At 53.0% G+C, this 22,479-nt stretch carries 23 protein-coding genes and 3 pseudogenes; 7 read left to right on the top strand and 19 right to left on the bottom strand.

All coding sequences use genetic code 11. The features are described from left to right. Positions 1-24: 24 nt before the first annotated feature. Together AC0LWM_RS13395 and AC0LWM_RS13390 are read right to left on the bottom strand one after the other, a co-directional pair. On the bottom strand, positions 25-159 hold the full coding sequence (locus tag AC0LWM_RS13395; RefSeq protein ID WP_474675453.1) for an S-layer homology domain-containing protein: 135 nt from the start codon (positions 157-159) through the stop codon (positions 25-27). After that, positions 101-358 (bottom strand): annotated as a pseudogene (locus tag AC0LWM_RS13390) (S-layer homology domain-containing protein); the annotation flags it as partial. The pseudogene AC0LWM_RS13390 and the gene AC0LWM_RS13395, both read right to left, overlap by 59 nt. 166 nt (positions 359-524) lie before the next feature. Here AC0LWM_RS13390 and AC0LWM_RS13385 point away from each other — a divergent pair. After that, positions 525-1,154: pseudogene (locus AC0LWM_RS13385) on the top strand (NAD(P)-dependent oxidoreductase). A 135-nt stretch (positions 1,155-1,289) separates the two neighbouring features. On the opposite strand, the gene AC0LWM_RS13380 reads toward AC0LWM_RS13385, so the two are convergent. Then, positions 1,290-2,150 (bottom strand): helix-turn-helix domain-containing protein, encoded by an 861-nt coding sequence (locus AC0LWM_RS13380; RefSeq protein ID WP_474675452.1) that lies wholly within the window; start codon positions 2,148-2,150, stop codon positions 1,290-1,292. Between the two features lie 152 nt (positions 2,151-2,302). Here AC0LWM_RS13380 and AC0LWM_RS13375 point away from each other — a divergent pair, with 152 nt between their 5' ends. Beyond that, positions 2,303-2,695 carry a VOC family protein gene (locus AC0LWM_RS13375; protein WP_474675451.1) on the top strand — a complete coding sequence of 131 codons (393 nt, stop codon included), beginning with the start codon at positions 2,303-2,305 and terminating at the stop codon, positions 2,693-2,695. Between the two features lie 162 nt (positions 2,696-2,857). On the opposite strand, the pseudogene AC0LWM_RS13370 reads toward AC0LWM_RS13375, so the two are convergent. From AC0LWM_RS13370 to AC0LWM_RS13345, 6 genes and pseudogenes are all read right to left on the bottom strand, one after another. Beyond that, positions 2,858-3,360: pseudogene (locus tag AC0LWM_RS13370) on the bottom strand (sigma-70 family RNA polymerase sigma factor); the annotation flags it as partial. Continuing rightward, complete coding sequence (locus AC0LWM_RS13365) at positions 3,318-4,505, bottom strand: NAD(P)/FAD-dependent oxidoreductase (protein ID WP_474675450.1); 1,188 nt, start codon at positions 4,503-4,505, stop codon at positions 3,318-3,320. The gene AC0LWM_RS13365 and the pseudogene AC0LWM_RS13370, both read right to left, overlap by 43 nt. Positions 4,506-4,925: 420 nt before the next feature. Beyond that, positions 4,926-6,467, bottom strand: coding sequence for a 23S rRNA (uracil(1939)-C(5))-methyltransferase RlmD (rlmD, locus tag AC0LWM_RS13360; RefSeq protein ID WP_474675449.1), 1,542 nt, complete (start codon positions 6,465-6,467; stop codon positions 4,926-4,928). A 141-nt stretch (positions 6,468-6,608) separates the two neighbouring features. Next, positions 6,609-7,517 carry a diacylglycerol kinase gene (locus AC0LWM_RS13355; RefSeq protein ID WP_474675448.1) on the bottom strand — a complete coding sequence of 303 codons (909 nt, stop codon included), beginning with the start codon at positions 7,515-7,517 and terminating at the stop codon, positions 6,609-6,611. 130 nt (positions 7,518-7,647) lie between these two features. Next, on the bottom strand, positions 7,648-8,433 hold the full coding sequence (locus AC0LWM_RS13350; RefSeq protein ID WP_474675447.1) for a sirohydrochlorin chelatase: 786 nt from the start codon (positions 8,431-8,433) through the stop codon (positions 7,648-7,650). Positions 8,434-8,568: 135 nt separating this feature from the next. Next, on the bottom strand, positions 8,569-8,859 hold the full coding sequence (locus tag AC0LWM_RS13345; protein WP_474675446.1) for a YerC/YecD family TrpR-related protein: 291 nt from the start codon (positions 8,857-8,859) through the stop codon (positions 8,569-8,571). 203 nt (positions 8,860-9,062) lie between these two features. Here AC0LWM_RS13345 and AC0LWM_RS13340 point away from each other — a divergent pair, with 203 nt between their 5' ends. Beyond that, positions 9,063-9,569 (top strand): hypothetical protein, encoded by a 507-nt coding sequence (locus AC0LWM_RS13340; protein WP_474675445.1) that lies wholly within the window; start codon positions 9,063-9,065, stop codon positions 9,567-9,569. A gap of 102 nt (positions 9,570-9,671) precedes the next feature. Here the strand turns inward: AC0LWM_RS13340 and AC0LWM_RS13335 are convergent, their stop codons facing one another. The 4 genes from AC0LWM_RS13335 to AC0LWM_RS13320 all read right to left on the bottom strand — a co-directional run bounded on the left by AC0LWM_RS13335 (position 9,672) and on the right by AC0LWM_RS13320 (position 12,839). Next, positions 9,672-10,628, bottom strand: a complete 957-nt coding sequence (locus AC0LWM_RS13335; protein ID WP_474675444.1) for a DUF3048 domain-containing protein — start codon at positions 10,626-10,628, stop codon at positions 9,672-9,674. Positions 10,629-10,873: 245 nt separating this feature from the next. Continuing rightward, positions 10,874-11,500 (bottom strand): TVP38/TMEM64 family protein, encoded by a 627-nt coding sequence (locus AC0LWM_RS13330; RefSeq protein ID WP_474675443.1) that lies wholly within the window; start codon positions 11,498-11,500, stop codon positions 10,874-10,876. Positions 11,501-11,525: 25 nt separating this feature from the next. Further along, the gene (locus AC0LWM_RS13325) at positions 11,526-12,446 is read right to left on the bottom strand and encodes a hypothetical protein (protein WP_474675442.1); all 921 of its coding nucleotides are present in this window, start codon (positions 12,444-12,446) and stop codon (positions 11,526-11,528) included. A 192-nt stretch (positions 12,447-12,638) separates the two neighbouring features. Next, positions 12,639-12,839 carry a copper ion binding protein gene (locus AC0LWM_RS13320; protein WP_474675441.1) on the bottom strand — a complete coding sequence of 67 codons (201 nt, stop codon included), beginning with the start codon at positions 12,837-12,839 and terminating at the stop codon, positions 12,639-12,641. Between the two features lie 303 nt (positions 12,840-13,142). Between AC0LWM_RS13320 and AC0LWM_RS13315 the strand changes: the two genes are divergently transcribed. From AC0LWM_RS13315 to AC0LWM_RS13300, 4 genes are all read left to right on the top strand, one after another. Continuing rightward, positions 13,143-13,946 (top strand): Cof-type HAD-IIB family hydrolase, encoded by an 804-nt coding sequence (locus AC0LWM_RS13315; RefSeq protein WP_474675440.1) that lies wholly within the window; start codon positions 13,143-13,145, stop codon positions 13,944-13,946. A gap of 5 nt (positions 13,947-13,951) precedes the next feature. Further along, on the top strand, positions 13,952-14,935 hold the full coding sequence (locus tag AC0LWM_RS13310) for a helix-turn-helix transcriptional regulator (RefSeq protein ID WP_474675439.1): 984 nt from the start codon (positions 13,952-13,954) through the stop codon (positions 14,933-14,935). 71 nt (positions 14,936-15,006) lie between these two features. Then, on the top strand, positions 15,007-15,402 hold the full coding sequence (locus AC0LWM_RS13305; RefSeq protein ID WP_474675438.1) for a VOC family protein: 396 nt from the start codon (positions 15,007-15,009) through the stop codon (positions 15,400-15,402). Beyond that, a complete protein-coding gene (locus tag AC0LWM_RS13300) occupies positions 15,395-16,309 on the top strand; it encodes a DNA-3-methyladenine glycosylase family protein (RefSeq protein WP_474675437.1) in 915 nt (304 codons plus the stop codon). The genes AC0LWM_RS13305 and AC0LWM_RS13300 overlap by 8 nt, the downstream gene beginning before the upstream one ends. Positions 16,310-16,375: 66 nt before the next feature. On the opposite strand, the gene AC0LWM_RS13295 is transcribed toward AC0LWM_RS13300, so the two are convergent. The 6 genes from AC0LWM_RS13295 to AC0LWM_RS13270 all read right to left on the bottom strand — a co-directional run bounded on the left by AC0LWM_RS13295 (position 16,376) and on the right by AC0LWM_RS13270 (position 22,341). Further along, positions 16,376-17,044: a Bax inhibitor-1/YccA family protein gene (locus tag AC0LWM_RS13295; protein WP_474675436.1), complete on the bottom strand. Its 669-nt coding sequence runs from the start codon at positions 17,042-17,044 to the stop codon at positions 16,376-16,378. Between the two features lie 329 nt (positions 17,045-17,373). Further along, positions 17,374-18,204 (bottom strand): alpha/beta hydrolase family protein, encoded by an 831-nt coding sequence (locus AC0LWM_RS13290; RefSeq protein ID WP_474675435.1) that lies wholly within the window; start codon positions 18,202-18,204, stop codon positions 17,374-17,376. 619 nt (positions 18,205-18,823) lie between these two features. Next, a complete protein-coding gene (locus AC0LWM_RS13285; RefSeq protein ID WP_474675434.1) occupies positions 18,824-19,288 on the bottom strand; it encodes a disulfide oxidoreductase in 465 nt (154 codons plus the stop codon). Positions 19,289-19,292: 4 nt separating this feature from the next. Further along, complete coding sequence (locus AC0LWM_RS13280) at positions 19,293-20,000, bottom strand: DsbA family protein (RefSeq protein ID WP_474675433.1); 708 nt, start codon at positions 19,998-20,000, stop codon at positions 19,293-19,295. A gap of 337 nt (positions 20,001-20,337) precedes the next feature. Next, positions 20,338-21,597 carry a phosphoribosylamine--glycine ligase gene (gene purD, locus AC0LWM_RS13275; protein WP_474675432.1) on the bottom strand — a complete coding sequence of 420 codons (1,260 nt, stop codon included), beginning with the start codon at positions 21,595-21,597 and terminating at the stop codon, positions 20,338-20,340. Positions 21,598-21,609: 12 nt separating this feature from the next. Beyond that, positions 21,610-22,341 (bottom strand): IMP cyclohydrolase, encoded by a 732-nt coding sequence (locus AC0LWM_RS13270; RefSeq protein ID WP_474675431.1) that lies wholly within the window; start codon positions 22,339-22,341, stop codon positions 21,610-21,612. Positions 22,342-22,479: the final 138 nt, after the last annotated feature.

Genomic DNA, 22,479 nt, shown 5'->3' with positions numbered 1-22,479 from the left:
CCGGAGTCGTTACGAAATTAACTTTTACAAATCGAGTCCAAGGTCAAGCGTTACGTATAGCATCCAAACAATCATCATTACCGCTTCAGTGCGGCTTGCTTTATCGTTTGGCTTGAACTGATTGTTGCCGGTGCCGTGGATGATGCCTGCGTTGTGCATTTGCTCGATACGTCTTGGCCCAGCTGTTCGACGTTTCTGAGAAGGAATTCGTCTTTGCCGAAGTCATTTTCATTATACGAGCTAGAATCGCGGCGATTTCAGCACGGGAGATGGGGTGGTCCGGCTTGAAGGAACCGTCGCCCATCTCTGTCAATACGCCTGCTTGTTTCAGCGCGTCGATCCCGGCCTCCGCCCAGTGCCCTTTTGTATCTTACCGTTGTCAGATGCATGGGGAGTGAAGCCGGTTGGGATATTCGAAATCCCGGTTCCCGGTCGTTTATATTCCAAAGTAATTGTCGCCTTCAAAATATTGACGTAATATGGTAAGTAAGTACTTACCCCGCTAAAAAAACGGAGGTGCAATCATGAACATTCTTATTTTTGGCGCATCTGGAGCCACCGGTCACGAATTGGTCAAACAGGCATTAACCATGGGACACCAAGTAACCGCATTTGTTCGGAATCCGGCAAAACTGCGAGTTAGACACGATCGATTAAACGTTTTTAAGGGCGATATTACGGATAATGCATCTGTGGAGCAAAGTCTGGAGGGATAGGAAGCGATACTTTGTGCTCTCGGGGCAAGCACTCCATTTGAACGAAATCCTGCGCTTGTCGAAGGAATTAGCAACATCGTTCAAGCAATGGAAACAAAAAACGTGCCTAGGTTTATCTATTTGTCCTTTATCGGCCTTGACGAAAAACGCAAGGACTTGGGTTTTGTCGCGAATCATGTCGCCATTCCGTTTTTGCATAATGTTGTTCTGGACCATCAGGAAAAAGAGAGCATCATAAAACAAAGCCGATTGGAATGGACCATTGTCCGTCCCCCGAGATTGACTAACGGCCGAAAGACGGGAAATTATAGAAGCGGTTTAGAGATCATGCCGACATCCCCGATTTTGACGATCTCCCGTGCAGACTTGGCGGATTTTATGTTGAAACAGCTTTCAAACACCGGCTTCATCCGCCAAGCTCCTCGCGTTATGTATTAAAATGGATAATGATCTGAAAATGAAAATGCCTGGACAGAAATCTGTTAAAGAACGAATCAAAGAGGCGGCTTTGCAGCGATTCGCGGATAAGGGATATAAAGGGGCATTTGAGTTGTACATTGTGAACAACCTTTATTATACGGTCTGCTTGCCATCTAGACTTGATAGGGGAACATGATTCTCAAGAATATCCTGCCTGCGAAACAGTTCAGCCGGGGTCATATTGGCATACTTGTGGAACTCCCGATACATATGGGACTGATCATAATATCCGCTGGATAGAGCCAGATCAATACTCGGGTTTACCCGCTCTTGTCTGATCATTCGAAATGCAAGCTGGAATCGCACAATACTTCCATAATTTTTAGGCGTCAGTCCTACCTCTTCCTTGAAGACACGAATAAAACGTTCCGTACTCAGATTAGCCATGTCCGCGATTTCGGCAATGGAAGGCGCAGTCGCGGGGGACTGCTCAAACATTTGCAGCGCAAAAGCTACGGCTGGATGCCTTTTCGGAACAGTAATTTTCTTCTCCAGACATCGCAGCAAGTATTGTTCAACTAATTGAAACCGTTCCTCCGCCTTAGAAGTCTCCTGCAGCCTTTCCCGTAAATCAGCCACATGGGCATATCGACCCAAGCCATACTCAAGAGGCATGTCAACATCTTTTAGTTCGCCTACCAAATTACCGAGAAAAGGCAACGCTCCTCCCGGTTTGAATTGAATGCCCATACATGATTCTTGACATACCGTGTCCATGAAGTAGTAGGATGACCGCGGACCAGCGATAATACTGCCGGGTAGAATCATATGACGATCCATGCGATTACTCTCAAACACTCGGATCCGATCCTCTTTGAGATTAATAATCCATGCCAAAGAGGCATCGGGAAGTTTAAATTCAATCCGATGGTTTGGGTGATAGCCTTCACATATCCACAACTTATCAATCCATCTTGCTAAAACATGTCTAGGTTTGCGAGCATGGAAGTTCAAGCAATCCCCCCCCAGATTAAAACGAGTTCCGATGCCAAAATTATACCATCTAATTAAATGAAATGAAGATCAACTTTATACAATACGTTCTGATTTAATACAGCTAAACTGATTAGGTAACTATAATTCATAAAAATGGAGGAGGACAGGCAATGACAACAACTTATAAACCGCAAGGATATTCCGCTGTCACACCGTATTTCATTGTCGCAGGAGCAGATCGATTTATTGAATTTCTTAAGAATTGCTTTGATGCTGAGGAGCTTGAGAAGTATACCCGGCCTGACGGAAGCATTCAACATGCCGCATGTCGAATCGGTGACTCCATCATAGAGATCGGTGGAGGAACCAATATAGATTTTCCGCCGATGAAAAATGCGATCCATCTATTTGTGAAAGACGCAGATGAGGTGTACAACCGGGCTTTGAAAGCGGGAGCACGTTCCCTATATGAACCGCAAAATCATGATTATGGGGAACGCTCAGGAGGTGTGGAAGACCCTTTTGGAAACCACTGGTATATTGCCACGAATATCAACAGGTAAACGTTCGAAAATGGGCGCCCCACAGAATGATGTCTACGCTTCCTTAGAACACAATCAATATAAGGGTCAGGTTACTACAGCCTGGTCCTTTATTGTTACTGGTAGATGCGACTTCAAAATACTCGAAGTGAACACTTCCCTGATAATAGGGCTTTGACCTCTAACCCACTCCAATTCGACCGCCTCGGTCGCGACCGGCTCCTCCTCGGATATGCCCATCTTGCTTCTTGCCCGGCTCATCAGCTTGCGGCAATTCGCCTCTCGCTTGCCGTGCAGTTCGGCGACTTCGGGATAATCGAAGCCCAGCGCCTCACGCAGGACGAAAACCGCCCGCTCCGTCGGCGTTTGCCGCTCCAACATTTACGAGCAGGCGTAAGACAGCAGATCGCGGCGGACAACCGTCATCTCGAGCGTAACCGCCTCCGGCGTCCGAATCGGTTCGAGGAGCCATGAACCAAAGTACACTTCCCTCTTCCTCCGCGCCGACTTCTGCAGATCGAGGCAGCGATTGGTTACCATTTTGCACAAATACGCCTTCGGCTCCTCCAAACGTTCGGGATGTACGTCGCACGCCTTAAAAAACACACCTGCACCGCATCTTCCGCGTCTGCCGCAGAGCCTGTCAACTGATACGCCGGCGTGAAAGCTGACTTGCTAAATCCCATGCCAGTTTCTTGATTTTCCACCCGAGCTTTCCCGTTATGATTATATCAATCCCCCATTTGCGTACCCACGTCAATCCGCGATTTTCCCCCAGGCCGATGGCGAAGGCATCCATAAAAGATTTGTGAACCGGTGCGGGACGGCCCTCTAGATCGGCAATTACGATTTTCCCCAGTCGGAGCGCCTGAAATCCCCCTTCCTTGCACGTCATCTGATCCGCCTTGCCAGTCGTCGGATCGACGATTCTCGCACAGTCGCCGATACTGTATACGCCCGGCATCCCTTGGACGCGATAACATTCATCCACAAGTACTCGGCCATCAGAATTAAGCGGCAAGCCCATACCGCGAAGGACCGGATTCGGAATCAAACCTAATGTCCATATACATAGGCCAACCGCCAGACTATCGCCATTGCTGAGCATCACCGCTCCTGCTTCCTCCCGTATCGCTTTGCGATTGTGAAGCACTGTCACGCCACATTCGCTGAGCGTCTGATCCAACTTCCGTCCGACTTTCTCTGGCCCTTCCGGGAACAGCCGCTTCTGTGCATTCAGTAAATAGACGGAGATATCGGACGAATTCAGCCCGAGCGCCGATGCTTCCTTCCGCATGGCGAGCGCCAGCTCGGCGGACGTCTCCATACCGCTGATGCCCGCTCCCGCAACCGCGATTGTCATCAGTCGCTTTCGTTCCTCGGGGTTCGGTTCGCCGGCAGACTTCCGCAGATTGGCACACCAGCGCTCCCGGATGTCTGCCGCGGTTTGCGGGTCGGTCAAGGCGACGCCCCCCTCATCGGGATCCGGTCGCCGAACGATGCTGCCGACCGCCACGATTGCAAGGTCATAACGAATTCGGGCATCATTTCCTTGCGCATCCTCATATTGAATCTGTTTTCCTTTACTATCCACGGACGTAACCGTACCTTGCACGAATTCGACTCCATCTGAACAATAATGCGTCCAGGGGATCATAATCTCTTCCCCGCCCGCGGCCGGCCGGAATAACATCACTTTGCGTATATGACCTGGTTGCTTGTCAATCAGAACAAACCGAATCCGTCTGCTCCGGGTTGTTGCCTGTATTGCTTTGAGCGCTCCAAGTCCTGCATGGCCGCCCCCGATGATGATGCATGTCATGTCGTTCATCTTGCTTCAGCTCCTTTATGTTTTGCACATAAGACGAGGTAAGGCTCCGATTTGTGACATTGTCGATGCCAAGGGGGCAAAAAAAAGAAGACCGGAGCCACAACTCCGATCCTTCGATGCAGTCAGTCCGATCATCGTTTTCCGTAAAGTATTGGATGTAGCGACAGACAGCGGGAACACCGCGCTTGCCACTGCGCGGCGCAATTTGTGACGTAACGGGCATTGATTATTTTTGCTTCCATGCGAATATGCGGAAGTTGTTGCAACCAAACGGTAGCATTCCATTGCTTGAACTCATCGAGCAAATAGATGTCATAAAGCAGCGGAGTCGATAATTTGATGACATTAAAGCAGCCTAACCAGCCACTGTATGCGGATGGTTAGGCTGCTTTATTATTGACTACAGTTTTAGGCGCCCCATTACTTGTCAATTCGATGTGTTGACACTACGCACTCCACATGTGTTGTATGCGGAAACATGTCCACAGGCTGCACCTCGACGGTGCGATAGCCGCCATCTTCAAGCAGCCGCAAATCCCGCGCAAGCGTCGAAGGATTACATGACACATAAACAACGCGCCGCGGTTGCATGGCGACAATGGTATCGATGAGGGTCGGGTCGCAGCCTTTGCGCGGCGGGTCAACGACAATAACGTCCGGTACGATGCCCTGCTCCTTCCACTTAGGAATAACATCCTCGGAAGCGCCGACTGCGAACTCAACATTGGCCATGCCGTTCAATTCGGCGTTATTGCGGGCGTCGTCGATTGCTTCTTTGACGATCTCCACTCCATACACCTGCTTCGCATGCTGTGCAAGGAACAACGAAATCGTGCCGATGCCGCAATAGGCGTCAATTACGGTCTCATCTCCGGTCAAACCGGCATACTCCACCGTTTTCCGATAAAGCACTTCCGTCTGTACCGGGTTAACTTGATAAAACGATCTAGCAGAAATGGCGAATTTGACTTCACCAATGTAATCGTAAATCACGTCGCTGCCCCACAGCGTCTTGGTGACATCGCCAAAAATCACGTTCGTACGCGCCGTGTTGATGTTATGGCAGATGCTTGCGACTCCATCGATGTGCTTGCGGATTTCGTCAACCCAATCGCCGACACGCGGGATTTTGGCTCCGTTCGTCACGAGCACGACCATGATTTCGCCGGTGCGAAAGCTGACTTTAACGACGACGTGGCGCAGTAGGCCTGTCCCGCTCTCTTCATCGTAGGCGGTGATGCCGAGCTTGCGGCCGATTTCCTTGACGCGGCGGACGACTTCGTCGGTTTTTTCGTGCTGGATGAGGCACGCGTCCATGTCGACGATGCGATGGCTGCCGCGGGCGTAAAAACCGCCGGCAAGGCCGCCCCCAGGCGCAGTGCCCATCGGCACCTGCGCCTTGTTGCGATAGCGCCACGGCGCGTGCATCCCGATCGTGGGATGCACGACGACCGCGCTATCGCTGCGGCCTTGCCCGACGCCGCCCGCTTCCGCGACGCCCGCCACCGCAGCGGCTTCGCCGGCCGCCGCCGCTGCGCCCTCCACGCGCAGCTTGCCGATCCGCGTCAGATTGTCGACGACCATCTGACGTTTCCACACAAGCTGCTCCGCATAATCGAAGTGCTGGAGCTGGCAGCCTCCGCACTCCTTAAAAATCGGGCAAGACGGCTCAATCCGCCCCTTGCCCGGTTCAATGACTTGAAGCAGCTTGCCATAGCCGTACTGCTTCTTCAGCTTCACGACCTTGGCGAGCACCTTCTCTCCCGGCAGCGCGCCCTGAATAAACAAGGTGTAGCCTTCCACCCGGCCGACACCTTCCCCATCATGCGTAATGCCGACGATGTCCGTGACATAGTCGGCATTTTTTTCGACCGGGAGATCTTCAAGCTCTTTCTCCCGCTTCGCCGTAGCTGGACGGCGGAAATTCATTGTATGTTGAGACGAACGTCGTTGTTTACCCATCGTAAGTTCAATTCACTCCGCAACTAGAAATACTTTCACTTTTATTTGGGTTGGATTGCTGGTTTCCGCTTTGTCCCAAACATCGCAGGTGGGTGGTGTAGGATTATTTGCCATACCCTTCTCCCCCCGCCCTACTACTACCTACCGATACGTGCTAACCCCCGCCTCGTCCACGATAATCCGCAGATGCTGCGGCAGCACCGAGAACGTACACGGCAGCGTGCCGCCGTATTCGCCGTCCAGGTTGAGCTGGACGTAATCGGGCGACGTTACCTGAAGGTGGTTCGTCTTAAACGAGATCATATGCGGGTCGTTGACGTGTTCGCCGCGAAGCGCCAGCGTGGCAAGCCGAATGAACTCGGCCAAATTGCACTTCCGCAAAATAAACACGTCGAACATCCCGTCATCGAGGCTCGCGTCCGGCGCCAGCTTCTCGAAGCCGCCGACCGAGTTGCTGTTCGCGATCAGGAACAGCATGAACTCGTCATGCAGCTCGATGCCTTCCGAGCGGAAGATCAGCTCCGTCGGGCGCAGACGCGGCAGCTTCTCGAGTCCCTTCATATAATAAGCAAGCTGGCCGATGATCGTTTTCATCTTGCTCGGCACCTCGTAGGTGAGCTCCGTCATCGAGCCGCCTCCGGCGATGTTGATGAAGTATTTGCTGTTCGCCTTGCCCAGATCGACGCTGCGCGTATATTGCTGCGTGATCAGGTCGCAAGCATACTCCCAATGCTTCGGAATGCCCAGCGCCCGGGCAAAATCGTTCGTCGTGCCAAGCGGAATGATGCCGAGCGGCGGGCGGTTTTCCTTCTCCGCCATGCCGTTGATCACTTCATACAGCGTGCCGTCCCCGCCGGCCGCAATAACCATATCAAAGCCGCGCTCGATCGCTTCGGCTGCGGCTAATGACGCGTCGCCTTCCCCGATCGTCGCATGGCATGACGTTTCGATGCCGCCGCGTTCCAGCCGCTGCAGGATATCCGGCAGCCGCTTCTTGATTTCTTCCCGACCCGAGGTCGGATTATATATTAATCTTGCCCGTTTGACCATGCTCGCTCTCCCTTATGATCATAATAACAAGAAAATCCGGACTCTATCCGATCATGACAATCTTTTATTTCAAAACGCATCTATGATTCATTCTGAGCTTTCACTCATCTTACTCATTCATCCCGGGTGATTACCTCGGTAAATCCCCATTCCGCTTCATCGTCCACAGCCCAATTTGCCGTTCCATCCAGCGAGATACGAGCGGATGCGGCAGCAGCGCCTTGCCGTTATACCGATAGTCCAAGCCTTCCAGCCTCTTCGGAATGACTTTGCTCGTAAAATATCCTTCGCTCAAGAACAACGGAGCGACGATTACCCGCCAGTGCGGCTTCGCCTCGCGCCAAGCGCACACCCGCTCCGCGGCCTGATCGGGCAGCAGTGTGGCCGTATCCATCGCGGCAAATCGCCCTAGCGACTGCAGCCTCCGGCCCAATTGCTCGAGCCCTCCGCGCCAGCGTTCGTAAAACCCCGGCTCCGCGCTGCCGTGCCCAACAAGCACGATAACTTCTTCCTCCGGCTTTTCCGATAGCTCGCTCAGCTTCTCATACAGGATCTCCGCAATATATGAATCGTCGTCGATCGGCGCGCCGAAATGTACGTTCGCTTGCAGGCGGAAAGGCGCCAGATCGCTCTCCGTCCGCAGTTCCTTCGTCACGCCAAGCGCATAGCTGATCTCATGCACATGGGTGCTGCCCGAAGACACGAACAGCGGCACAACGAAGATGTCCGTTACGCCTTCGGCTTCCAGCTTGTCGATCCCGTCCTGGATGAGCCGCCCTTCTACGATTTCGAGAAACGAGGAGACGATCGGCATGCCTTCCTTCGGCGGCTTGACGCCGGCGACGGCTTCATCCACGAGCGCCACCCAGCGTTCGTCGTTCGAGCCGTGGCTGATGACGAGTATGCCATATTTCATCGCTCCCGCTCCTTCCGATGCTTACACATACTTTTCATGCTAGCGAATTGGACATCGAAAGTCAATCAAAGGCAATAGCAAAAAATCCTTCCCATATAGAAGAGAAGGATCGAAACCGCGCATATGCTGTTACGATTAGCGGCCCAGCCGCTCCAGCGCCATCTTGTACCCGTCGTTGCCGTAGTTCAGGCACCGCTTCACCCGAGAGATCGTCGCCGTGCTTGCGCCCGTCTCCGCTTCGATCTGGTTGTACGTACTGCCTTTGCCGAGCATACGCGCCACTTCAAGTCGCTGCGACAGCGATTGGATCTCGTTCACCGTGCACAGGTCATCGAAGAACACGTAACATTCCTCTACATCCTTCAGGGTCAGGATCGCTTCGAACAGTTGGTCGATCGCCTTATCGTTCAATTTCTTCAATTGCATGCTCTATCACCTCAGGCCGTAATCTATCAACATCGTTATCCCTTATTTTACTTTATTCACGTAAAGTTTTCAAGCATTGCCGTGTTCGCGCTTTACAGAGTTAAATCGATCCCCCGGGCAAAAATCACAAACCCGGGACATCAGTCCAATCCTTATGTTTGCCTAATACATACAGTAAAGCAAAAAAAGGAATGTGATAAATCGTGAGTAACGAAGAACAGATCGTGACAAACGCACTGCCTTTTGGCGGACAGTCTCCGTTTTATCCGCAATACGGCGGAGGGTTCTATAATCCCGGGCAGCAGTTTCCGGTCCCGTTCCAGCAGCAAGGACTTCAAGGGTTCGGTCCCGCCGCGTCCGCGGCCTCGGCCAAACCGGGAGGCAGTTCCCCGCTCGCCGCGCTGGGCGATATTAAAGGTATCGTCGACCGGCTTGGCGGCATCGACGGCATCGTCAGCACGGTCACCAAGGTGCAGAAGATGATCCAGAGCCTTCAGCAGATCGCACCGCTCGCGAAGCTGCTTATGGGGTCATTCCTGTCCCCGAAGGCAAAAACAACGGATAACGACGATGGAGACGAGGACACCAGCCTTGATCATATCGTTCCGAAACTTCGCAAGCGCCGCAAAGTCAAGAAGCGCAGCTCGCGGGCCATCGTCCGCAAAAAGGTCAAAACCCGTACCCCTACCCGGCGCAAGCGCAAAGCCTAATCGACACGGCGTACAATGGAACGCCGGGAACCGGCTTCATCCGATTCCCGGCGTTTCTCCGGATTTGCTGAACCGTCCGAATCCGAGCCCTAAGCGGTTTCGCTACTCGAACGTCACTTTTGACCCGGTCGGCACGACCTGTACCCACGTCTTGCCTTGCAGCAGCGGCAATTCCTTGCCGTTCGCGTACGCGCGAATCAAGCCGTCCTTGTTCTCCCATAGGATCTCCTGCGCGCTGCCCTGCTGAAGCAAATAACCTTTGCCCGGACCGAATACGTCGACATCCCGCCGTCCGGCCTTGTCCAGAATGCGATGCTTCGTTTCGACAATCAGCAAATTCGCGGCGGACAGCTGCTTGCCGGTTTCCTTGTCGGTATGCGGCTTGCCGGCCATCGTTCGCAGATATGTATTCGTTGACTCATCGTATTGGTAGCTTACTTTGTACCCGCCGATATACGGAATCGTCACACTGCCCGCGGTTGTCCCTTCGATCGCCGTCCCGGTCTGCAGGAACGGCAGCTTCACTTCCTTCCACTCGGGGCGGAATTTCTTGTTCACCGCACCCTCGCGGACCTTCTCGATGCTCGTATACAAATTGTGCGGCGCCTTCCGGCTTTTGTCCCGCCAATAATATTTGTCGTCGCCGTACACCTGGTCCAGATGATTCAGCTTATGCGAGACGAGCAGGTTCATCGCGTCCTGGCTCCAGCCCGCATGGACGATCACCGCGTCGATCTGCTCCCCGAGCTGCACGAAATACGGCCGGATGCTGCGCACCGGTCCGATCACCTTCGGCTGCTGCGACTGATAGATCGCCACGAATCTCGTAATGTCGCCTTCGGCTAATATTTCGTATACGATATCCGCTTGATCGAGGCCGGTTTGCGGCCTGGCTTTCGGCGAATTTTCGACCATGACCATCACCGGGCGTTCTTTCATTTCCTTATCGCTCTGCAATCCGGTTAGCGGATAGGTTAACGAAATTTTCGACGTATCCGGCTCGACCAGCTGCTGCGGCTCATTCTTCTGCTCGTTCGTCGCAGGATCGGGCGTTTTCACATCCGTAGGCTCCGAGGCATCCTTCCCTCCGCCGCAACCCGCTAGGACAAGCGTCAAGCAAACTACGATCAAGGCCGTCCGGCTGTATTGTCGAATGCGAGTCTTCTTCCGACTCTCCGTGTGATTCATTGTAGGTTGAACAGGAATGATGGCTCATCCGCTCCTTCCAAGACGCGATGCAGTAAACGGTTTCAAGAAGTTCTATTTATCTATTAAATCACAGATTGAACCATTTGTCTGTATATTCATTCAGCGTGCCGCTTCATTTTGCTTTTGTAGCCTAAGTATACCAATGAGAGAAAAACGGCATAAATCGAGATAGCCGCCCCAGTTTTGCCCGGACTTTGGAAGATTTGGTTGCCGACAAAAACATAGATCAGCATCATCGGCAGCTTGCCGATGCAAGTCGCCGCCGTAAATATTCCGAAGCGCACGCGGGACAACGCCGCATACACATTCACGACTTGCGCGGGCATAATCGGAATCATGCGGGCTACGGTAATGGCGTAGAACGGAGTTCGCTCGATCAAAAGCGTCAGCTTGTCGATCCCTCGGAACCGGACGAGAAAAGCCCGCCCCTGCTCCCGGAACATCGTACGTACAAGGCAGAACGTCAGCAGCGCCGCCGCCACCGAACCGAACATGCTGATCGCCATGCCTGTCGCCATGCCGTACTTGGCCCCCATCGCCCCGGCGAATACGCCGAACGGAATAACGGGAAATAGACCGAGCAGGGTGGAAATGAGAAGCAGCAGCGGAATTTCCGCCATGTCCTTTTCCCCGCGCCCGATCCATTCGATCAGCGGCTCTTTATATAGAAAAACGGCGACAAGTGCCGCCGCGTACATCACTGCGATTCCCCAACGCTTCAAAGCGCCTGCTCCCCGTTACACGACATTATGGGACACTTACGACGAACGGAACGGTGAATACTTTGCCGTCCTGCTGGAACTGCCCCCATATTTTATAAATCCCCTTGCTTGGAAATTCCGTCATGAATTTCGCTTCCGGACCTGTCGATTTCTCTTCCATCGGGTGAACGTGCAAATATTGCTCCACCTTCTCGTCGATAATGACGACGTGCCCTACAGCGCCCAGATAAGGCTGCAAATTCGTGATCGGCTCTTTTGTTTTCTCATCTTTTAGCGTAAAAGTCAAGTTCGTCTCCATGCCGGCCATCAGATGGTCGATCGTCAGCGTCACTTCTTTGCCGTCCACGACGGTCGTCAGCGCATCGTTCTGCGGCTTCAGCGGCTGGGGCGCCTGCTCGTCGCCTTCAACCTTAACCCATTCCTTCAGCGTAGTGCTGCCGAGCCCCGTCGGGATCAAATCGGCTATCAGCTGATAGTCGCCGCCTGCCGGAAATTCGAACGGAATGCCGAACTCGCCGCCGCCCAGCTCCTGCGGATGAACGTGGCTGAAGAACGACAAATCTTTACTGACGACAATCAAGTGCAGCTTCTTCTCGTGGTTGATGTCGAACTTATCGATCGCTTTGCCTTCCTTGTCCTCGATTCGGATCGTAACCTTCGTTTCCTCTTCCGCCTTCGGCTTCTCCTGGGAGAACGTCCATTTCGCCTGTACGATGTCGGACGTTTCCGCTTGGCCGCCGTCCGTACCGCCGTGCTCCCCATGGCCCGCTTCTTTCGCTTCGCCGCCGTCCTCCGTTCCGCCGTGGCCACCATGTCCCGCTTCTTCGGACTTGGCACCGTCCTTCATTTCATCGTGGTTCATCGTTTCTTTGGAGCTTTGCGCGCCGCATGCGGAAATAACAAGGGCAAGGCATGCCGCCATGAGGATGGAAATCCAACGCTTCATCTTCGTATCAACCTCTCTTTGATCATGTATGGACTTAATTATCATATACCCATGTACCCTATATTTCATTCTAAAAAAATACTCCCCAATGATTCATCGGGGAGTATCGTGAACGCTCGGTCTCGTCATTCGCTTGCGCGTCAGATCCGCACGTTTCGATGTCGCCGCTTAAGGATTCATGCAGTTCGCGGGCTATGCCACGTCGTAGCCTTGATCCTCAATCGCCGCTTTGATTTTATCCAGAGAAACGTTTGTTTCGTCGAATTCGACTTTGACCGTGCCGCTTGCCAGATCCACTTTACCGGAAGCCCCGACCGTGCGCAGCGCGCCTTCCACCGAATTTACGCAATGTCCGCAGGACATGCCTTCTACTTTTAATGTAACGTTTTGCATCGTAATCTCCCTCTCCGTCTTTGTATTTGTTTAACTTGACTTCATTTTACTATACCCCCCTACTGTATGTAAAGAGGTATTTTTATTTTTATTTATGATCCCCGGACTTCCAAATATGACTCGTGAGCCGGTGGAATGACGGAGAGATGGATAATAACGAAAAATGATCTTGACTTGAAAAGCATTTCATAAGTTACGATAAGGTTGCGAAAGCAGTCAAGCAGCCGGCGTAACCTGTAGCTTACTTTACAGGGCGTAACGGCTGCTCGACGTTCCGGGGCCAACTATGAAGGAGCTGATCAGTTGAACGTACAAGCGCAGGACAAAATCGTATTTTTCGATATCGACGGAACTTTATTAAATAAGCATATGCAAATTCCTTCCTCGACGCGGCTTGCGATCCGGCTGCTTCAGGAGCAGGGCATTATGACGGCAATTGCGACCGGGCGTGTCCCTTTTTTGTTCGCATTTGTCCGGGAGCAGCTTCAGATGGATTCTTACGTCTCGATTAACGGTCAATATGTCGTATTGGACGGTCAACCGATTTATACGAACCCGATGGATACTCCGATGTTGGACGAGCTGTCGGCGATGGCTGCCGCGAACAATCATCCGCTCGCGTTTTGCAGCGAACAGCGCGTCACCGTGACCGCTCCCGACCATCCTTATATCAGTGCCAGCCTCGGTGGCCTCAGCATCCCCCATCCGCCACTGGAGCATGATTATTATAGAAGATCTCCGATTTACCAATGCCACTTGTTCTGCGGCGCGGAGGAAGAGGCCGAATATATCCGGCGTTTCCCCGAGCTCAGCTTTATCCGCTGGCATGAGCTGGCGTCCGACGTCCTTCCGACCGGCTGCTCGAAGGCGATCGGCATCCGCAAAATTCTTGAAGCGCGCGGTATCCCGCGGCAAAATTGCTACGCCTTCGGTGACGGGCTCAACGATATCGAGATGATGTCTTATGTCGGTACGGGCATCGCCATGGGCAATGCCGAAGATGAAACGAAAGCGGCGGCCGACTTCGTAACGACGTCGGTCGACGAGGATGGGATCTTGCGCGGTCTCATTCAAGCAGGATTGATCGAGGCCAATGCGATGAGGTGAAACGGATGAACCGGACTGACCGGCTGCTGTCCATATTGCTGGAGCTGCAAGCAAGAAAAATGACGCGCGCCGAAGATTTGGCCGCCTTGTTCGAGACAAGCGTGCGCACCATATACCGCGATATTCAAGCGATTTGCGAGGCAGGCGTGCCTGTTGTCGCCATCCCCGGACAGGGCTATTCCTTGATGGAGGGGTATTTCCTTCCTCCGGTCACCTTGAGCGCCGATGAAGCGATCGCGATGATGCTCGGCAGCGATTACGTCCAAATGCAGTTTGACGCCAAATACGCCCGCCACGCGGAAACCGCACAGCAGAAAATCCAAGCGATTCTGCCGGAGCCTCTGTGCCTTGAATTGCAACAGCTGCGCAGCTATTACCGCTTCATTGTCCCTCAGCCGGCGGATGCCGTGAGCGGAGAGGACGAGCCTGCTTGGAAAAGCGCGCTCGCGCTGCTCCGGCAAGCCATGGTCAGCGGCGTATGCGTTGAGCTGGCGTATGAGAAAGCGGCCGCTGCCGTGCACGCACAAGCGGCGGAATGGCGCACCGTGGAGCCGTACGGCTTGGTGCTGCAAGCAGGCATCTGGCTGCTGACCGCATATTGCCGCCTCCGTGAGGAAATTCGCCATTTCCGGCTGGACCGGATGAAGGAGCTGCGCTTGACCGACGAGCCTTATGCGCGTCCCGAAGGCTTCGACATTCAGCAATACCGTCCGGCGGACCGTCGGGAAACGATGGTCGAGCTTCGGTTCGAACCACATCTGGCGCGGCGGTTGAAAGAAAACCGCTCCTTTTATACGGTTGAAGAACGCAGCACCGGGGAAGCGCTGTACGTCACCCTGCGCGTCAATCGCATCGAAGACGTGCTGCCGTGGATTATGAGCTGGGGAGGCGCCGTTCAAGTGATTGCGCCTTCATCGTTGCAGGAACGGATTGCCGAGGAAGCGCAGAAAATAATTCAACATTTTAAAAATCGCACTTCGCGCTCCTGACATAATGTTGTCAGGAGCGTTCTTGTATAGTGGTCTTGTAGGTCACGAAAACAAGACGAGGAGCGATAATAATGAACATGAACAACAATTTGAAATTGGGAACGATCACGATTCATACGGCGAATATGGATGCCATGAAACGATTTTACGGGGAAACGATCGGGCTTGCCGTTGTGGAGGCGATCTCCAACAACCGGTTTACGGCCTTTGCAACCGGAACGGGGACGATGCTGTCGCTTCGCAATATCGACGCCTCTTACGAAGCCGGCGATCGTACGCACAACCGGATCGAGATCGGATTTGAGGCCGACGACGTCGATGCCGTGTGGCAGCAATGGCGCGATCAAGGGATATCGGTGGAATCCCCTGTCACGTTCTCGATTGGCCGCAAATTTATCGCATACGATCCTGAGGGCAACCTGCTGACCGTGTATAAGCTGTACGGCGTGAAGAACAACCATGCATAACGGCGCCGCTGTCGTCGCAACCGGAACCTTGTCTCCCGTACCTCCGTTTGATTTTCAGCATACGATCGCTTTTTTGAACGGTTTTACGCCGATGAGCGAGGAACAGTCGCTTGCGCCGCAAGCATTGACGAAAGCCGTTTACGCAGCCGGGAAGCCCGTCGTTTTCCGGCTCGTTTCCCGCGGCACCGTTGACCGGCCGCTGCTCGAGTACACGTTGTATTCCTATGAACCATTGGATACTGTGGCTATCGACGCCGTGCTTGATCGGATCCGTTTCTTCCTCAGCTTGGAGGATGACCTGACCGCGTTCTACTCGGCAGCTCGTCAAGACGCTCCGTTCGAACGCGTAGTCCAACAGCTGTACGGCTTTCACCATGTCAAATTCATGACGCCGTTCGAAATCGCCTGCTGGTCGGTGCTCGTTCAGCGCAATCCGATGCCGCTGGCCAGGCGGGTGAAGATGTCCTTGGTCCGTGCTTATGCCGAACCCATGTACGTCGACGGTGCCGATTACTACGCATTTCCGGTACCTGACGCGATACTGGCGAACGGCATCGGCAAGCTTGACGCGATCGTCGGCACCAAACGCGCGGCGTATCTATACGGAATAGCCGAGCAGTTCCTGGTTGTAGACGAAGCGTTTCTGCGAACCGGCGACTATGAGACGGTGAAGGCGCGGCTGCTCGGCCTTAAGGGCATCGGCGCTTGGTCGGCTGCGTTCATTATGCTGCGTGGACTCGGACGGATGGAGCGCGTGCCGCTGGACGAGAAGAACATCCAAACCGCCGCGGCGCGGCTGTACCGTCTAGCCGATACGATGACGCCGGGGACGCTGCTTAGCCTTGCCGAGCGTTATGGAGCGATGCAAGGGTATTGGGCGTATTATTTGCGGAATGCCCGATTGTAGGGCGCGTCTGCATGCAAAAAAAGCCGTGACCCAAAGTCATGGCTTTCTTGATGTATTGCTGCAATCCTAGTCGTCCGAGCTGAGGATGCCGAGCAGACGCAGCAAATATAAGAACAGATTGATGAAGTCCAAGTACAGGTTCAATACGGCGAGCGGAATGTCCTGCTCTGCAAGACCGTGACGGTATTGGGACACATCGTACAGGATGTAGCCGGAGAATACCAGCACGCCTACCACCGCGATGACCAACCCCAGTGTGCTGCCGAAGCCGCCGGTGAACAATCCGACAAGGCTGAATCCGATCAGCGTCACGAGTCCGATCATCAGGAACGATCCGAGGAAGCTGAAATCGCGTTTCGAATAATATGCGTACAGCGATAGTCCTGCGAAGCTCACCGTAGTTAAGCCAAATGCCGTCAGGATCAGGCTGGAACCGCCGATGCTGGCATAATGCTGAATGGCCGGATAAACCGTAACGCCGCTAATGAAGCAGAATGCGAAGACGAAACCGTAGCCGACCGATTTTCTCTTGCGAATGAAAAATACGCTCACCAGCATGATCAGTTCCACGATCACAAGCGGCATCACAAGCGCTGGCGGAACGAACATCACGCCGACGAAAGTTCCGATAAACGATACGAGAACCGACAGCGTAAACATCCGCATCAGCTTGTGGAACGAAGAGTTGTATGTCTGTTCCGTATCGATCATCGTTTGATTTTGCTCGTAGTTCATAAATTTCACCTACCACCCTAAATAGTATCAACCGAAGCTCGGTTACTATCATTGTAGCATATTTCTCCCTGAAAAATACCGGTTTCGGCAATATTTTGGGACATCTCTGGGAATGCTATACAATGATACGCTCCATATGCTTCACATCATGACTGTTAAGGCAGGGATGTTTATGCTCGATTTGAACCGCATATTCGATTTTATTTACGAGCATTGGCTGTCGATCGTCCTCATCTTGGGTTTGCTCTATGCTTCACTGTACGTATTCTTTAGGCGCAAACACCTCTTCTACAAAGAATGACGCCGGCCGCTTGCTTCTATAGCCGCTTCTATATCGTCCAGTGGAGCCAGTCGCCGTGCCGCTTCTCAAGTCCGCCGAGCCATTGCTTCGTGATCTTGATGAGCCGCTGTTGATGCGGTCCCGAGGAATACGTGTGATCCGCCTGAAAAATAATTTCCTTGTCGCACTGCCCCTCCTGCCGCATCCAAAGCAGCTTCTGGTACAGGAAGCTGTAGTCGGCCGGAATGACGTCGTCACTCGTACCGTGAACGAGCAGGACGTCTCCACTGAACTTGACCGCTTGCTGGAACGGCTGGTATCGCGACAACGAATCGAAATATTCGGGCTTGAACGTATAACCGAGATAATCGGTTTGCCCCGTCTTGACCGATTCATCGTATTTGTCCCGGCCGACGATTTTGACGATATCGTTAAAAGGATATGCAACGGCCGACCACAATACAAGCGTTTTGACCCGCTTGTCTCTGGCCGCGGTCAGCACCGCAACGGCACCGCCCAAGCTGTGGCCGATGAGCGTCACCCGCGTCGGGTCGACGTTCTCGATATCGAGCCCGTAGTCCAGCACGGTCCGCGTCTGCTCGATCATCGCGTCGAGGCCAAGCTCGCCGTATTCGCCGGAGCTCTCGCCGCAGCCGCCATAGTCGAAGCGCAGCACCATGTAGCCTTCCGCCGCCAGCGCCCGCGCCGTCTTTAGGAACAGCCGATCGACGCCGATCCGATTGCCGACGAACCCGTGGCATATCACGATGAGCGGCACACGCGTGCAGCCTTTGCCGACGGCGGCCTCCTCACGCACCGGGTAATGGATCGTACCGGTCAGATCCAGCGATTCATGGCGTATAACGATGTGGCGTTCCATAGCAGCAGCACTCCTTCTATCTTAACATATAATTCCGATAAGTTTAGTATGAATTAAACACAGTTTACCACCCTCCTCCTATGGTGTCAATAGGATTGTCGGCAATTTCCGGTCGTGCCGGGACGGGTTATACAGGATGTCCGGTTATACGGGAAGTCCGGTTATGCGGGGAAAAACTTGCTATGCCGAACTTTTTCACAATCAGAAAATTCGTCAGACTGACTCTCATTCAGAAACTTCCGCTGCGCGGAAGTAATTGGACTCGCATTCAGAAATTCTTGGCTGAATTTCAGAAGCAATCTTCTGACTTTACCGTGAATCGTTGCATTTTACCCAGCATTCAGAAAATACTTTCTGATTTTCGGAACCTTTTGGCTGAATTTCAGAAATAAATTTCTGAATAACGATCATTTCCCGCTTTTTATCGCAAAATAAAGAAAATCCTTTCTGAAATTCAGAAAAGATTTTCCGAAACGTATATGCCTGGATTCGAAGAAGGATCCTGTTCAACTTCCGTCCAAACTTCAAACTTCAGTTCTGTCACCTAGAATACGAGGAAGAAATGAAGTGTCCTCGGTCTGCGGCAATTCGTGCCCTCTATCTGTGGCCTTACAACACATCATGCATCTTGAAGTTCGTCTTCTTCCATCTCGTCCAGCTCCGCCTCATTCGAGCGCACTTTGCCGAACGACAAGAAAATAATAATGAGAATAAACGCGATAAGGGCCAGAAACGGAATCGTGATAAAGCCCAGCCAATCGATATAATCCTGATTGCACGGAACGCCGACGGTGCACGGCGTCATTTTGGCCAGAGCGGGAATTTTCTGCTCTGCGTAATGATAGAGCGATACGAACCCGCCGATGAACGACAAAGGCAGCACGTAACCGATCATTTTCCGGTCGTTCTTGTAAGCCGCCATGCCAAGAAGCAGCACTTGCGGGTACATGAAGATGCGCTGAATCCAACATAGCTTGCACGGCTCATAGCGCATCACTTCGCTGAAATATAGGCTACCGCCCACTGCGACCAGCGATACGACCCAGGCTAAATATAAGCTGTACTGCCGGCAAAAAGCACGCATCGCATTATTCACCCTTTAACGTTTTTTCGATAACTTCCTTCAGCTTCGCGTAATCGAATACGGCTTCTTCCGCAACAGGCTTCCCGTTAATAAATAAGGAAGGCGTGCTGGTCAGATTCAATTGGCGCGCGATGTTGTAATGGTTCTTCACGACATCGGCGTACGTGCCTTCGTCGATTTCTTTTTTCATTTTATCGTAATCGATGGGCAAGTTTTCCTTCTTCGCCAAATCCGTCAGGAATTCCGAAGTGGCCCAAGGCACATGCTCTTCGCCCTGATTTTTGAACAACGCGTCAAAATACTTCCAGAACGCATCGTTATTTTGTTTGTACACGGCTTGTCCCGCATAAGCGGCCGTCGTCGAGTCCGGATCGATGATCGTAAAGTTCATGAAGTAGAACGCGACTTTGCCGGTGTCGACATAATCTTTTACAAGCTGAGGTTTCACGTTATCGCTGAAATATTTGCATGAAGGGCATTTGTAATCCCCGAATTCGACGATTTTGATCGGCGCTTCCGCGCTGCCGAGGCGTGGGAGCTGGTCGTAAGCAAAGTCGGCAGGATCGGCCTTTGGCTTGAAAATCAATAAAACGATAAAAAGAGCTACCAGGCAAGCGGCCGTAATCCAGATGAGATTTTTGATTTTCTGTTGTCTAGCGTGCTGTCGTTGGCGTAATTCCTTACGCTCCTTTTTCGATTCATTTTTGTTCAACTGCGGATCCCTCTTCCTTATAAATAGTAAGTAACGATACTACAGTAACAAAAATCACACCAAAAGACCAGTCCCGTCACGAAACTGCCAAGACTAAACATATCTTCTATCGAAGCCCTCATCTCAATTCTCAGCTATAGTCAGCTTATAAGACAAGTTATTCGAAGCCTTCTCGCAGTGAATTGTCGTGTATAAAAGAGAGCTTGTGTCACGGGATCAGGAAACCGGGATTTGTATCCCTACGAACTACCCACCTTCAGTCCCGCGTAGAAAAAGAGCCGGTTATTGCTCCAATAACCGGCTGCTGTAATGCATGCGTACGCTATGTGATTTAATGTTAGACAAGTGCTTTGTTCGCAATATCCGTCCGGTAGTGCTTGCCGTCGAAACGGATTTTGTCCGCTTCGGCATACGCTTTCGTGCGGGCTTCGGCAATGTTCGCTCCGAGGCCTACGACGCCGAGAACCCGGCCGCCATTCGTGACGACCTGCCCGTCCTTCACGGCTGTTCCCGCGTGGAACACAAGCGCATCGCTCACTTGATCCAGGCCGTCGATCGGCAGCCCTTTCGGGTACGAAGCCGGATATCCGCCGGATGCAAGCACGACGCAGACCGCCGCTTCGTCGCTCCACTGAATGTCGAGCTGGCCGAGGCAGCCGTTCACCGTCGCGAGGAAAATGTCCACGATGTCCGTCTTCAGCTTCGGCAGGACAACCTGCGTTTCCGGATCGCCGAAGCGGGCGTTGAACTCGATCGTCTTCGGGCCTTCCGGCGTAATCATAAGTCCCGCGAACAGAACGCCTTTGAACGGCCGTCCTTCGGACACCATGGCCGCCGCCGTCGGCTTGATGATCGTTTCGATCGCTTCGTCGATGACCGATTGCGGGATGTGCGGAAGCGGCGAATAGGTTCCCATTCCGCCCGTATTCGGCCCTTTGTCGCCGTCGAATACCTGCTTATGGTCCTGCGCCGGTGCCATCGGTTTGACGATGTCGCCGTCGACGAACGACAGAATCGACATCTCCTGGCCTTGCAGGAATTCCTCGATGACGACCTGGTTGCCGGACTCGCCGAACACTTTGGAAACCATGATGTCATGCAGTGCTTTCTCCGCTTCTTCCATCGAGAAAGCGACGGTAACGCCTTTGCCTGCCGCAAGTCCGTCGGCTTTGATAACAATCGGGATTTGTTGCGTTTTCAAATACGCCGCCGCGGCCTCGTAGCTGTCGAATTTTTCGTAGGTGGCCGTCGGAATGTTGTATTTTTTCAGCAGATCCTTCATGAACGTTTTGCTGCCTTCAATCAATGCCGCGTTCTGACGCGGTCCGAACACCGGAATATGCTTCGCTTCGAAATGATCGACGATGCCGTCGGCCAGCGGATCATCCGGTCCGATGACGACGAGATTGATCGCATGGTCGATCGCGAATTGCGACAGCTCCTCGAATTGATTCACTGCAATCGGCACGCACTCCGCAACTTCGGCAATGCCTCCGTTACCCGGCGCGCAATACAGTTCCTTTACTTTGGCGCTTTTGCGAATCGCCCAGCAAATCGCATGCTCGCGGCCGCCGCCGCCTACTACCAATATCCGCACGTGGCGCTCCCCCTATTCCTTGTTCACGATCAGCAATTCCGCCGCGCCGTTGTCGAGGCGAATTGTTTTGACCAGCAAAGAAATTTTGTTCTCTTCGTTCAGCGCGGTCCAATACGTCTTGGCGATCTCCGCCGCGTCGTCATGCAGCGGGACAAGCGCCGGCTCGCCTTGGAACGATGGCAGCGGATTGCCGTCGCCTTGGTACGTATGGATGCAGTGGCCGTAACCCGGCAACGCCTTCTCGTACGTGTACGTATGGCGAAGCGTTTGGTCCTCGCTGTTTCCGTTCGATTTCAGAATCGACAGCTTGTACGCGAACTGGCTGTCGTTCAGGTCGACGATGCCGCTAATGCGCGGCGTGAAGTTCGGCGCGTCCGGCTCGTACGTCCGTGTCGCCAGCGCCGCTTCGAACGTGCCGCCTTGAGCCAGCGCGTCGTAAATCGTATCCGTCTGGTCGCCGTTCGTGACGATATGCGCGCCATTTGCGTGACGGACCGGGTAATAGATGATCAGCGACGGATCGGTCAGCTTCGCCGGATCTTTGGCCTCGGTACGAACGAATCCGTTGTTCTCGCCGATGAATACGCGGTTGCGGCTATTTTCGCTGCGACCCATGATCCAATACACTTGCACGAGTCTCGTGCCGTCCGGCGTCAGCCCGATGACGATACCCCGGCCCGGGTACGGATTTTCCCGCAAATTGTTCAAATGTTGCTCCGCTTGCGCGGCTCTGTTCGTCGACACTTTGTTTCCTCCTCGATTTTACGTGCAAACTTCGACTTTACTCTCGCATGAGATCCCCTGCTGCTAACCCGGCATCTTGAACGGAGTTACTTTACTGGAAAACCTACAGTTAAATTCGATCATACTCGCCGTGTCAGA

The sequence above is a fragment of the Paenibacillus sp. sgz302148 genome (assembly GCF_056120465.1).
The sequence above is the reverse complement of the archived record's forward strand: the minus strand, read 5'-3'. Positions and strand labels throughout refer to the sequence as shown.

Coding starts and splice junctions, on each gene's coding strand:
- AC0LWM_RS13395 (WP_474675453.1), bottom strand. CDS start 159: ATGCACAACGCAGGCATCATCCACGGCACCGGCAACAATCAGTTCAAG.
- AC0LWM_RS13375 (WP_474675451.1), top strand. CDS start 2,303: ATGACAACAACTTATAAACCGCAAGGATATTCCGCTGTCACACCGTAT.
- AC0LWM_RS13365 (WP_474675450.1), bottom strand. CDS start 4,505: ATGAACGACATGACATGCATCATCATCGGGGGCGGCCATGCAGGACTT.
- rlmD (WP_474675449.1), bottom strand. CDS start 6,467: ATGGGTAAACAACGACGTTCGTCTCAACATACAATGAATTTCCGCCGT.
- AC0LWM_RS13355 (WP_474675448.1), bottom strand. CDS start 7,517: ATGGTCAAACGGGCAAGATTAATATATAATCCGACCTCGGGTCGGGAA.
- AC0LWM_RS13350 (WP_474675447.1), bottom strand. CDS start 8,433: ATGAAATATGGCATACTCGTCATCAGCCACGGCTCGAACGACGAACGC.
- AC0LWM_RS13345 (WP_474675446.1), bottom strand. CDS start 8,859: ATGCAATTGAAGAAATTGAACGATAAGGCGATCGACCAACTGTTCGAA.
- AC0LWM_RS13325 (WP_474675442.1), bottom strand. CDS start 12,446: ATGAAGCGTTGGATTTCCATCCTCATGGCGGCATGCCTTGCCCTTGTT.
- AC0LWM_RS13320 (WP_474675441.1), bottom strand. CDS start 12,839: ATGCAAAACGTTACATTAAAAGTAGAAGGCATGTCCTGCGGACATTGC.
- AC0LWM_RS13310 (WP_474675439.1), top strand. CDS start 13,952: ATGAACCGGACTGACCGGCTGCTGTCCATATTGCTGGAGCTGCAAGCA.
- AC0LWM_RS13305 (WP_474675438.1), top strand. CDS start 15,007: ATGAACATGAACAACAATTTGAAATTGGGAACGATCACGATTCATACG.
- AC0LWM_RS13300 (WP_474675437.1), top strand. CDS start 15,395: ATGCATAACGGCGCCGCTGTCGTCGCAACCGGAACCTTGTCTCCCGTA.
- AC0LWM_RS13295 (WP_474675436.1), bottom strand. CDS start 17,044: ATGAACTACGAGCAAAATCAAACGATGATCGATACGGAACAGACATAC.
- AC0LWM_RS13290 (WP_474675435.1), bottom strand. CDS start 18,204: ATGGAACGCCACATCGTTATACGCCATGAATCGCTGGATCTGACCGGT.
- AC0LWM_RS13285 (WP_474675434.1), bottom strand. CDS start 19,288: ATGCGTGCTTTTTGCCGGCAGTACAGCTTATATTTAGCCTGGGTCGTA.